This is a genomic window from Xanthomonas sp. AC360 (assembly GCF_979258225.1).
Map to the genome: position 1 here is coordinate 4349940 of NZ_OZ409846.1, position 12183 is coordinate 4362122.

General features: G+C 63.9%; 10 protein-coding genes. 4 read left to right on the top strand and 6 right to left on the bottom strand.

The window, feature by feature from the left end; genetic code table 11:
- Positions 1-142: 142 nt before the first annotated feature.
- A complete protein-coding gene (locus ACZZ0O_RS18620) occupies positions 143-1141 on the bottom strand; it encodes a LacI family DNA-binding transcriptional regulator (RefSeq protein WP_463591503.1) in 999 nt (332 codons plus the stop codon).
- Positions 1142-1303: 162 nt separating this feature from the next.
- Here ACZZ0O_RS18620 and ptsP point away from each other — a divergent pair, with 162 nt between their 5' ends.
- The 4 genes from ptsP (at position 1304) to ACZZ0O_RS18640 (ending at position 8119) form a co-directional block, all read left to right on the top strand.
- On the top strand, positions 1304-3820 hold the full coding sequence (ptsP, locus tag ACZZ0O_RS18625; RefSeq protein ID WP_463591504.1) for a phosphoenolpyruvate--protein phosphotransferase: 2517 nt from the start codon (positions 1304-1306) through the stop codon (positions 3818-3820).
- Positions 3817-4773 (top strand): 1-phosphofructokinase, encoded by a 957-nt coding sequence (gene pfkB / locus ACZZ0O_RS18630; RefSeq protein ID WP_463591505.1) that lies wholly within the window; start codon positions 3817-3819, stop codon positions 4771-4773. Before ptsP ends, pfkB begins: the two co-directional genes overlap by 4 nt.
- A 150-nt stretch (positions 4774-4923) precedes the next feature.
- Positions 4924-6672, top strand: a complete 1749-nt coding sequence (locus ACZZ0O_RS18635) for a PTS fructose transporter subunit IIC (RefSeq protein WP_463591506.1) — start codon at positions 4924-4926, stop codon at positions 6670-6672.
- 169 nt (positions 6673-6841) lie between these two features.
- Positions 6842-8119, top strand: a complete 1278-nt coding sequence (locus tag ACZZ0O_RS18640) for a carbohydrate porin (protein ID WP_161963069.1) — start codon at positions 6842-6844, stop codon at positions 8117-8119.
- A gap of 335 nt (positions 8120-8454) precedes the next feature.
- Here ACZZ0O_RS18640 and ACZZ0O_RS18645 read toward each other — a convergent pair whose 3' ends face one another.
- The 5 genes from ACZZ0O_RS18645 to ACZZ0O_RS18665 all read right to left on the bottom strand — a co-directional run bounded on the left by ACZZ0O_RS18645 (position 8455) and on the right by ACZZ0O_RS18665 (position 11337).
- A complete protein-coding gene (locus ACZZ0O_RS18645; protein ID WP_463591507.1) occupies positions 8455-8964 on the bottom strand; it encodes a hypothetical protein in 510 nt (169 codons plus the stop codon).
- Positions 8915-9331 carry a hypothetical protein gene (locus ACZZ0O_RS18650; protein ID WP_463591508.1) on the bottom strand — a complete coding sequence of 139 codons (417 nt, stop codon included), beginning with the start codon at positions 9329-9331 and terminating at the stop codon, positions 8915-8917. Before ACZZ0O_RS18650 ends, ACZZ0O_RS18645 begins: the two co-directional genes overlap by 50 nt.
- A 68-nt stretch (positions 9332-9399) precedes the next feature.
- Entirely contained in the window at positions 9400-9732 is a 333-nt protein-coding gene (locus tag ACZZ0O_RS18655; RefSeq protein WP_463591509.1) for a hypothetical protein, read from the bottom strand.
- Between the two features lie 76 nt (positions 9733-9808).
- Entirely contained in the window at positions 9809-10174 is a 366-nt protein-coding gene (locus ACZZ0O_RS18660; RefSeq protein ID WP_463591510.1) for an Imm50 family immunity protein, read from the bottom strand.
- 419 nt (positions 10175-10593) lie between these two features.
- On the bottom strand, positions 10594-11337 hold the full coding sequence (locus ACZZ0O_RS18665; RefSeq protein ID WP_463591511.1) for an abortive infection family protein: 744 nt from the start codon (positions 11335-11337) through the stop codon (positions 10594-10596).
- Between the last annotated feature and the right edge of the window lie 846 nt (positions 11338-12183).

Genomic DNA, 12183 nt, shown 5'->3' on the forward strand with positions numbered 1-12183 from the left:
TGCGATCAGCCCTGGCACTGCACTGTAGGAGCGCACCTGGGCGCGATGAGGCTTGATCGATCGCGATCAGGGCTGGCGGTAAGGCTCGGTCGCGCCCGGGTTCGCTCCTACGGTGGTGTATCGCTCGGTGGTGTATCGCTCGCTACGTCTGATCGGGTGTACGGGCAGCGGTCGAACCGCGCACCACGCAACGCCCGGTCATGACCATGCGGCGGATCGGCAGCTGCGGGTTGCTCAGGCGTTCCAGCAGCAACGACATCGCGGCGCGGCCCATGTCTTCGACCGGCTGTTCGACCACGGTGATGCCCGGTTCGACCAGGTCGGTCCAGCGCTCGTTGTCGAAGCCGGCCAGGGCCAGGTCCTGCGGCAGCCGCAGGCCGGCGGTACGCGCGGCTTTCAATGCGCCCATCAGCAGCAGGCTATTACTGGTGACGATGGCTTCGGGACGGCTGTCGCTTGCCAGCCACTGTTCCAATTCGACAATCGCCGCTTCGGCGGTCGGCGCCACTTCGCGGTAGTCCGGGGTCAGTCCTTGCATCCGCATCGCCGCCAGATAGCCGTCGCGCCGCTCGGCCGCGGTGGTGCTGGTGCTGCCGAACAACCCACCGATGCGTCGGTACCCCTGCGCCTGCAAGTGCCTGACCAACTCGCCCATCGCCGCGGCGTTATCCAGTACCACGCTGTCGTAGCGGCTGCCGGGGCCGGCACGGTCCACCAGCACCGTGGGGTAATCCAGGGCCAGTTCGTGCATGCGCCCCACCGTCACCCGGGTCGGGGCGAAGATCAGCCCGGTGATGCGCTCTTCCTGCATCAGCTCCAGATACAGCGCCTCGCGCTCGGGATCTTCATCGGTATTGCACAGGGTGACGCGCATACCGGCACGGTAAGCAACCTCTTCCACCGCACGGATCAGGGACGTGAAGTACGGGTTGCGGATATCGGCCACGATCACACCGAGGATGCCGGACTGCTGGGATCGCAATCGCCGCGCCATCAGATTGGGGCGGTAACCGGTCTGACGGACGGCCGCCTCAACCTTGGCACGCACCTCCTCGCTCACCGGGCCGGTGCCCAGCGCGCGCGAGACCGTGGACTTGGACACACCGGCCACCCGGGCCACGTCATTGATGCTGATACTCACTGGGACCGTTCCCGCTCCATTTGCGCACCTGACCCAGGCGCGGTGCCAGTTCCGATGCTAACCCGAAAGCACTACAAGGATTTTGTGCACTGCACATTGACCTGGATCGTGGGAACGTTCCCACTATACTTCCCAGCCTGATCCCCCCCATCGGAGCCCGCCTTGTCTTCTCCGTCGCCAGCCCCCGTCACTCCCGAGCTCATCAGCCTGCGTGCTCACGCCCGCGACAAGGACGATGCCATCGCCCAGGCTGCGCAACTGCTGGTCGCCGCCGGCTGCGTGGCACCCGGTTACGACGCCAGCATGCGACGCCGCGAAGGCCTGGCGAATACCTTCCTGGGCCATGGCCTGGCCATCCCGCACGGGGTGGGCGAAGACCGTCACCTGGTGCACCGCGACGGGATTGCGGTGCTGCAGCTGCCCGAGGGTGTGGAATGGAACCCCGGCCAGATCACCCGGCTGGTGGTGGGCATCGCCGCCCAGTCCGACACCCATATCACCCTGCTGCGCCGGCTGACCCGGTTGATCCAGGACCCGGCGCAGCTGGAAGCGCTGTTCACCACCGACGACCCCGGCGTGATCGTGGCCGCGCTCACCGGCGACCGCGCGCCCGACACCAGCGCCGCGCCGGCCACCGATCTGGACGAACGCTTCGAGTGGACCATCGCCTACCCCAGCGGCCTGCACGCGCGCCCGGCCACGCGCTGGGCCGAAACCGCGCGCGGTTTCTCTGCCCGTGCGCAGGTGCGTGCCGGCGACCAGGCCGCCGATGCCAAGAGCCTGGTCGGCCTGCTGCAGCTGGGCCTGCGTGCCGGCGACAGCATCACCGTCTCGGCCGAAGGCAACGATGCGACGGCGCTGCTCAAGCGCCTGCGCGCGGTGATGGACAGCCTGACCGCACAAGAGAAGGCCGACGCCGAACGTGCCGCGCAACGCCGCGCCGCACCGGTGGTTGGCTGGATCCCGCCGCAGGCGCAGCCGGCCATCGTCGGCATCGGCGCCAGCCCGGGCGTGGCGATCGGCATCGTGCACCGCCTGCGTGCGGCGCAGACCGAGGTGGCCGATCAGCCGGTCGGCCTGGGCGATGGCGGCGCACAGCTGCACGATGCGCTGACCCGCACCCGCCAGCAGCTGGCGGCGATCCAGGACGACACCCAGCGCCGTCTTGGCGCCTCGGACGCGGCCATCTTCAAGGCCCAGGCCGAGCTGCTCAACGACACTGACCTGATCACCCGCACCTGCCAGCTGATGGTCGAAGGCCATGGCGTGGCGTGGTCCTGGCACCAGGCAGTGGAACAGATCGCCTCCGGCCTGGCCGCGCTGGGCAACCCGGTGCTGGCCGGCCGCGCGGCCGACCTGCGCGATGTCGGCCGCCGCGTGCTGGCCCAGCTCGACCCATCTGCAGCGGGCGCCGGCCTGACTGATTTGCCCGACCAGCCCTGCATCCTGCTGGCCAGCGACCTGTCGCCGTCGGACACCGCCAACCTGGACACCGCACGTGTGTTCGGCCTGGCCACCGCGCAGGGCGGCCCGACCTCGCACACCGCGATCCTGTCGCGCACCCTGGGCCTGCCGGCGCTGGTCGCAGCCGGCGGCCAGTTGCTGGAGATCGAAGACGGCGCCACCGCCATCATCGACGGCAGCAGCGGGCGCCTGTACATCAACCCGTCCGCGCAAGATCTGGACGCGGCACGCACCCACATCGCCGAACAACAGGCCATCCGCGAGCGCGAAGCCGCGCAGCGCGCCTTGCCGGCCGAAACCACCGACGGCCACCACATCGACATCGGCGCCAACGTCAACCTGCCCGACCAGGTGGCGATGGCACTCACCCAAGGTGCCGAAGGCGTCGGCCTGATGCGCACCGAGTTCCTGTTCCTGGAAAGCGGCAGCACGCCTACCGAAGACGAGCAGTACGCGACTTATCGCGCCATGGCGCAGGCCTTGGACGGCCGCCCGTTGATCGTGCGTGCGCTGGACATCGGCGGCGACAAGCAGGTGGCGCACCTGGAATTGCCGCACGAAGAAAACCCGTTCCTGGGCGTGCGTGGCGCGCGCCTGCTGCTGCGTCGCCCCGACCTGCTGGAGCCGCAGCTGCGGGCGCTATACCGCGCAGCCAAGGACGGTGCGCGGCTGTCGATCATGTTCCCGATGATCACCTCGGTGCCGGAGCTGATCGCCTTGCGCGAAATCTGCGCACGCATCCGCGCCGAGCTGGATGCACCGGAGGTTCCGATCGGCATCATGATCGAAGTACCGGCCGCCGCCGCGCAGGCCGACGTGCTGGCGCGGCACGCGGACTTCTTCTCGATCGGCACCAACGACCTCACCCAGTACGTGCTGGCGATCGACCGCCAGAACCCGGAATTGGCCGCCGAAGCCGACAGCCTGCATCCGGCGGTGCTGCGCATGATCCGCAGCACCATCGAAGGCGCGCGCAAGCACGAGCGCTGGGTCGGCGTGTGCGGCGGCCTGGCCGGCGATGCGTTCGGCGCCAGCCTGCTGGCCGGCCTGGGCGTGCAGGAACTGTCGATGACGCCTAACGACATCCCCGCGGTGAAGGCGCGCCTGCGGGCATCTTCGCTCGACCAATTGCAGCAGCTGGCCGAGCAGGCGCTCAATTGCGAAACCGCCGAGCAAGTGCGCGCTTTGGAAGCCAAGCGCGAGGGCATGGCATGAGCTTGCAGGCCCTCACCGTCACGCTGAATCCGGCGATCGACCAGACCATCCGGCTCGACAGCCTGCAGCCCGGCGCAGTGCATCGCGCCAGCAGCGTGCGTAACGATGCCGGCGGCAAGGGCATCAACGTGGCTGCGTGCCTGGCCGATTGGGGCACCGATGTGGCCGCACTTGGCGTGCTCGGCGGCGGCAATGCCGGCGTGTTCGAAGCGCTGTTCCGCGAGCGCGGCATCGTCGACCACTGTCAGCGCGTGGCCGGCGAAACCCGCACCAATCTCAAACTGGTGGAAGCGCGCAGCAACGACACCACCGACATCAACCTGCCCGGCCTGCAACTGACCAGCGCGCATCTGCAAAGCGTTGCCGATCAACTCGCGCCGCTGCTGCGCCCCGGCCTGCCGGTGGTGTTGTCCGGCAGCCTGCCGGCCGGCTTGCCCGACGACAGCTGGGCGCAGCTGCAGGCGCAGGCCGGCGCCGCCGGTGCCCGCGTGCTGCTCGATACCAGCGGCGCACCGCTGGTGGCCGCACTGAGCGCAGCAAGCGATGCGCTGCCTTACGCAGTCAAGCCGAATCGCCACGAACTGGAAGCCTGGACCGGCCGCCCGCTCACCGATCGCGCCGCACTCAGCGCCGCTGCGCATGAACTGCTGGCACGCGGCATCCAGCTGGTGGTGATTTCGATGGGCACCGACGGTGCGTTGTTTGTGCAGCGCGACCAGCGACTGATCGCGCGTCCGCCACGCCTGGCGCACGGCAGCAGCGTTGGCGCAGGCGATGCGATGGTGGCCGGCCTGGCCGCTGCGCTGCTGGATGCGAGCACCGATCTTGAGCAGTGCGCACGGCTGGCCACGGCGTTTTCGATGTGTCGGCTGGAAAGCGGCGACGCGCGCAGGCTCAGCGCCGACGGCGTGCGCCGTGCTGCGACCGAAGTCGTGATCGAGACGCTGTCGTGAACGCTGCCTTCCACAAGGCGGCGACCGGCACGCAGGTGTCCGCGGCTTATTCCGACCGCAGTCGTCCCGGCACGCGCCACCCGCACGCGTAACGCCCCCAATTCCCCCCGCCGGCCACACCGGCGACCGCAATACAGCAGGAGTTTTGCCATGTCCTCTTCCATCGTGGTCATCGCCGCCGGCGAACGCAGTACCGAAGCCGTTCTGGCGGCCGAGGCGCTGCGCCGCGCGGCCACCGTCGCCGGGCGCAGCGTGACGATCGAAATCCGCAGCGACCAGGGCGTGCTCGGTGCGCTCCCGACTGAACTGGCCAGCGGTGCCGCGCAGGTCCTGATCGTCGGCGACGCCGATGCCGACAGCGCACGCTTCGGCGACGCACAACTGCTGCGGCTGAGCCTGGGCGCCGTGCTGGACGACCCGGCCGCCGCCGTCAGCCAGCTCGCCGTGCCCACCGCGACCACTGCATCGGCAGCGACCGACGCATCCGGCGCAGGCGGCGCAGGCGGCAAGCGCATCGTTGCGATCACCTCCTGCCCCACCGGCATCGCGCACACCTTCATGGCCGCCGAAGGCCTGCAACAGGCCGCAAAGAAGCTCGGCTATAAGATGCGCGTGGAAACGCAGGGCTCGGTCGGCGCGCAGGACGCATTGACCGACGAGGAAATCCGCGCGGCCGACGTCGTCATCATCGCCGCCGACCGCGAAGTGGACCTGGCCCGTTTCGGTGGCAAGCGGCTGTTCAAGAGCGGCACCAAGCCGGCAATCAACGATGGCCCGGCACTCATCCAGAAGGCGCTGGCCGAGGCCGGCGTGCAGGGCGGCGCAGCCCCGGTCGCAGGCGCCAGCACCACATCTGACAACAAAAGCAACGGTCGCACTGGCGCCTACAAGCACCTGATGACCGGCGTGTCGTTCATGCTGCCGTTCGTCACTGCCGGCGGCCTGTTGATCGCGCTGGCCTTCGCGCTGGGCGGCATCTATGCCGGCGACGACGCGCACCAGGGCACGCTGGCCTGGTCGCTGTTTCAGATCGGCGCCAAGGCCGGCTTCACCTTGATGGTGCCCGCGCTGGCCGGTTACATCGCCTACTCCATCGCCGATCGCCCCGGCATCGCGCCCGGCATGATCGGCGGGCTGGTCGCGGCCAATCTCAATGCCGGTTTTCTCGGCGGAATCATCGCCGGCTTCATCGCCGGCTACGGCGTGGCCGCGCTCAACCGCTACATCAAGCTGCCGCGCAACCTGGAAGGACTCAAGCCGGTATTGATCCTGCCGGTGCTGGGCACCCTGTTGGTCGGTCTGGCCATGATGTACGTGTTCGGCCAACCGGTCGCCGACCTGCTGGCCTGGCTCACTGCCTGGTTGCGTGGCATGCAAGGCAGCAGCGCGCTGCTGCTGGGCCTGTTGCTGGGCGGCATGATGGCCTTCGACATGGGCGGGCCGGTCAACAAGGCTGCCTACGCGTTTTCCACCGGCCTGATCGCCAGCCAGGTCTACACCCCGATGGCCGCGGCCATGGTAGCCGGCATGACACCGCCGCTGGGCATCGCGCTGGCCACCTGGCTGTTCCGCAACCGCTTCACCGTCGAAGAACGCGGCTCGGCCACGGCCGCCGGCGTGCTCGGGCTGGCCTTCGTCACCGAAGGCGCCATCCCGTATGCCGCGCGCGACCCGTTGCGCACCATTCCGGCACTGATGATCGGCTCGGCCGTGGCCGGTGCGATTTCGATGTCGGTCGGCGCCGAGCTCAAGGCTCCGCATGGCGGCATCTTCGTGCTGATGATTCCCAATGCCGTCACTCACCTTGCGATGTATGTGCTGGCACTGCTGGCCGGCGTGGCGGTCACCGCGATTGCGCTGCGCGTGCTCAAGAAGCCGGTCGCCGACGTCGTCGCCTGACGCCGGCACCCTGCGGCGGCCGATGGCCGCCGCATCCGACGCGCCGGATGCGCGTCATCCCTGATCGATCACCGCTGCGCCGCGCACCGATGTGCGCCGCCAGCGGCTTGCCCACCCACGTGCTGTCGCGTTCGCCACCTTGGCCACGCCCTTTGTTCGGAGTCCTGCCATGACTGCCCTGCCCTCCCGCCGCGCCCATCCCCGCCTGCTGTGCCTGTCGCTCGCGCTGGCGATCGCCCCACTCGCCCAGGCGCAGGACGCCGCCGATGCCTTCAAGCTCAAGCTGGGCTACACCGGCGAAGCCGCCTCGATGATCGACGGTGGCCGCAAGGGCGGCGATGCCTACGCCGGCCAGCTGATGGTCGGCACCGATGTCGACATGGACCGCCTGTTCGGCTGGAACGGCGCCACCATCAAGCTCTACGTCTCCAATCGTCACGGCACCAATCTGTCCAACAGCAGCATCGGCAACAGCACCTCGGTGCAGGAAATCTACGGCGGCCAGGGCACGCGTCTGGCGAATTTCACCCTGCTGCAAAAACTCTTCAACGACCGCCTGGAACTGGAAGCCGGCCGCAGCGTCGCCAACATCCATTTCCTCGGATCTGACCTGTGCCAGTACTTCCAGGGCAACTCGGCCTGCGGCAACCCCACCTTCGTATTCCGCACCAGCAACTTCACCTATTGGCCGGTCTCCAGCTGGGCCGCGCACGCCACCGCCTGGGTCACGCCCAAGGTCTATGTGCATGTCGGCGCGTATGAAGTGAACCCGGTGCAGGCGCAGGACGGCCAGCACGGCCTGAAGTGGAGCACCGACGACACCACCGGCGTGGTGGTGCCCTATGCGGTGGGCTACAAGAACAAGGGCGGCGACGGCAGCATGGCCGCGATGTACGAACTCGGCGGTTGGCAGGACAACTCCGACTACACCGATCCGCTGCGCGACCGCAACGGCAACCCGGCCGTGCTGAGTGGGCTTGGCTATGAAAACAAGCAGGGTCGCTCGGGCCTGTTCGGTCGCTTCGAGCAGCAGGTTACCAACCCCGACCCGTCCGGCACCCGCGGCCTCACCGTCTTCGGCGCGATTCTGCAAAGCACCGGCGGCCAGGCCATCGAAGATCACTTCGTGCAACTGGGCCTGGTGCAGAAAGGCACCTTCGCCAGCCGCCCGCAGGACAACATCGCGTTTGTGATAACCCAACAGAAATACAGCGACGAAGCGCTGGAAAACCTGCGTTTGGCCCGCGCCTCGGCCGGCGGCACCGGCACCCCCGCCGACAACCAGATCATGATGGAGCTCAGCTACGGCATCCAGGTCACCAAGCGCCTGCGCGTCGCGCCGAACCTGCATTACGTGATCAACCCGGACCAGTTCAACGAGCCGACACGCACCAACGATCTGAAGAACGCGCTGATTGCGGGCATGCGGATCGATTGGAATCTGTGACCCGTCGAGAAGCTACGCGCGTTGCGCGCAGCATTGGCGGGCACCACTGCCTGAAGTGAGTGGCGGGTGCGTTGCATCTGACTGCAGTGCAACGCGTTGCGTCGACTCGGTTGGCTTGGGCAATGCCGGATATGGCAGACGAGTTCGATGAGCCGCGTCGCTGCGCAATCGCACGTAATGAGGCTTTATCGGCCCACCTGCTCGTGGGCAAGCCAGTCGCTGGACACGCAAGATCACGCGACGACGGATGCCGAAGCTGTAATGACCCACCACTGCCTAACGCCTGAGTTAAGCCGCGCCGCGAAGCGGCGTCGGCTTGAATGGATGGTTAGACGTCACTCCTCGACATCCTTATCTTCGTCATCATCACACACGATATTGACGGAAGAGACGTCGACCTCTACAGAAGCCGATAGCGACGACGAACTACGATCATGCGAAGTTGGCGTTATCGAAACTTGAGCATCAATCTCGATTTCGCACTCGCTCACATGCTCGGCGTGCTCTGCATCGATATGTCTGATGGTGCACGTGCCTTTGGCATTCACGGTAAACACTCCGGGAGTGTGGGGGTCAGGCTGGATATTGCAATCATCGATATCCACCACCTCAACTGTCCCTTCGTATCGTCCACCATCTACGGAATGACCAGTTCCTACCGCAGCTTCGCCAATCTCTGTAGCGATGATCTCTTCCAATGATGTCGTGCCCATGATCTCTCCTATGACGTCTAATGCCTGAATTAAATCCAACCCGCGAAGCGGGTTCGGCTTGAATGAATTATTAGGTAACTGGCTATCGGATCTCAATGCGACCTTTGATCTTGCCAACGAAACACCCGTCATCGAGCTTCTCCAGGTCAAGACAAACCACAAACGAGGTTAGCGTCTTGGCAATCTCTCGGGGCTGAGCGTTCACGTCTTTAGCCTCCACGAAGTAGCCGAATGCCTCATACTCATGCTTAAAGACCAAATCGAGTTTTTGATCGTGGTCATTCCTTGCGGGTGAGCGATGTCCGTACTCGTTAATGCCCCAATGCGGAGCTTGGACGAGATAGCTTTTTCCCGTCTCATCCTTATGCGTCAGGTCGGTCCACAGGCTGAAATAGACCTTCCGATTTGACTCATCGACGCCGCACCAGGCCCACACAGTATTTGCCTGCTTGGCCCCAAGCCGATCCATGAGTTGCAGTCTGTTGTCAGGCCTGCCCATATCTCTCCCCCTTTTGCATAACGCCTGAATTAAGCCGACCCGCGAAGCGGTTCGGCTTGAATGAATTGTTAGGTGGCGTACTTGGCACCCACAAGCCCCGCGATTTCACACAACGCCAATCCAAGCTGCTGATTTTGATGCCGAATAATCTCTTGAGCGCACTTATTATGTGCCGCAGCGATAAGGTCAACCTGATCCTGAGATAGTCCGCATGCAGGGATGGTCATAGCGAACTGGATCTTGTCCCCAAGGTATTTCTTGAGAATTGGAGTGACCTCGACGATAGCAGCGTCTGACGCCGCCTGCGACAAGCCGGCCGTTGCATAGTGGCCGCGAATGATCTCCAAAGCATGGCTAAGTGCGTCCTTGCCTTTGGTTGGGAACAGGATGATGTTGTCCATAGCCACCTAACACCTGAATTAAGCCGACCCGCCATGGATCGACACCCAAGCCGATATTACCCAGAACGACCCGAGGTTAGGAAACCTGATGCGGGTTCGGCTTGAATGAATTGTTAGGCGCCACCCCTGTTACTTCGGCGCCAGTACAGATGAAATCGCCACTTACGCCATAGCATGCCGCTAGCTCCACTCGCATAGGCATCTCGTCTGACACGGTCAGACTATCCAACACGTTTTCTGAAAGCAGCTCACTAAGCGTCAATTCGTGCACGCCGGTAAAGCGTAGCCCCACAATTGCCGCTCTCTGCAGCTCCGCGTCAATGTATGAAAGCTCCAGGCGGACCGTTGCAGGTGTTTCATATGCGAATAGCACAATCTTCGCATCAGCGAAGTCTGGCCAGTAGCCGAAGATTTCACGCACATTGTCGGATTGCGAGATCATCTATATGGCGCCTAACGCTTGAATTAAGTCGCCGCTGCGAAGCAGCGGTCGGCTTGAATGAGTTGTTAGATTATCCCCAATGTCCCTTACGGACACGTTTGACGACCCTGAAAATCCCGTAGCCTGCGCCGGCGGCGGCTAAAGGGGCTGCAGCCACAACGGCTAGGCCCGCCGCCATCCCCCCGCCTACAAGGCTACCTACAGCAGCGAGGCCTGAGGTGATTCCGGCGGCCCCCAGACCAGCAACCGAGCCCGACGCTGCCACTGCTCCGACCGAACCCGCTGCTCCAGCAACACCACCAGCCGCCGTTGATGCAATTCCTGCTTTTTCGTTACTCATTGAATCCTCCCTTTGGGTTGGTTGAAACTAACGCCTGAATTAAGCCGCGCCGCGAAGCGGCGTCGGCTTGAATGAATTGTTAGGCGGCCGCTTCATTGCGCGCCTCCCACGTGGCGAGAAGAAATGTTGCCATGGCACCCGAGAGGTTGACCGTCAGCTCTGCATGCCTAGGAGCCGGCTTGGAACCTACCTTGCCCTTTCCATGTGCATCGCTGAGACGATTGCGGAGCGAACCGAGCCCCTCAACAACGGATGTGCAACCTCCGAGGACTTGCTTGAAGACAGCCTCCGTGTGCTGGGAGGGCGCTAATTGGAGTGCCTCTGCCGTTAGCTTGTATAGCTTCGGTAGGTCTGCGCCATCGTCGTATGCAGCGCCAGTGGCATCAAGGATGTGCTTACACACTGATTCGATGAGTGTGCGGGCTGACGTGATAGCACCCTCCGGGTCTGCTGTCCGCCTTTCCAACGCCTTTGACCAAGCGGCCTGAACATGCGACGCGTCAAATTTGTCGAGCTTTTCAGATACAAGTTGATCCGCTGGCGATAGCGGGCCCCGCTCCAGAGTCTCAAGGAGCGGGCGGAACTCTCCCCAAATGAAGTCGCGGCGCTCTGCGTAGGTCGGGTGCTTGAACTTGATGAACTGCCAGAACTGGGACAGGTTTCTGCAGGTTCGTACGAAGCGCGGAGTTAGGGGGTCTAGCGCCGGGTTGGAGAGCAGCATCTGACGCAGCCGAACAAACTCGGCATCGTCTTCGCTGCCACCAGTGGCTTGTGCGATCAAAAGGTTCTGCAGCGCTTCTGTTTGGTCGAGTAATTCGTGCACTGGGTCGGCCGCATAACGCTTGAATTAAACCGAGTTGCAAAGCAACTTCGACTTGAATGAGTTGTTAGGCAGTGAGTGGCCGCAAAGGTTGGATGGTGCAACCATGCTCCCCAGCACTGCCGCCTGGACCCAGTGTGCCACAGCTTGCGGGATGGAGCTTGCCCGGTGATGCAGCGGCGCGCGGCGCCATCGAAGCCAAGTGCAACGAGCGCAGCGCGGCAATGACGTACAAGGGTGAAGCATCGAACCTACCGCAACCCCACACCGGTGATGACTGTCGCCCGGAGCCGACTGCATGCACGCCTGCGAACTTGCCGAAGCGGCAACCGCCAACGCGTTTCCTCCACCACGGCCTAACGCCTGAATTAAGCCGAGCCGCGAATCGGGTTCGGCCTGAATGAATTGTTAGGACTCACCCGCCGCCACTCCAGAAAAAATCATTCTCCACTAGCGGAAGCAAGGAATATGCATTGCTCAAGTACCCGATGAAATCCAGAAAATTCTCCTCAGCTAGTGCTGTCGGAGATCTTGCCCCAAGAGCATAGTAGTTTGAGGGAATGTAGCCGCCACTAACGAAGGCATCAAGTACGTACTGTGAGCAGAAGGTACGAGTTTTGCTGCGAGGCCAGTTGAATGAGATTGTCCTGCAGGTTGCTCTCTGATAGAGAAGGTCCAAAATCTCGTAAGCGGGAGAGAGGCATGCACCAATGAAGTCATATTTGGTTCTTGAGCCAATGTGCGAATCGCAAAAAGTGAGGACGCGACTAGCTAGCGATGGATCTCCTTGAATCCCCGGACAGCGAGTGACGGCAATATACATATATCTGGCCACGAACTCCGACACGG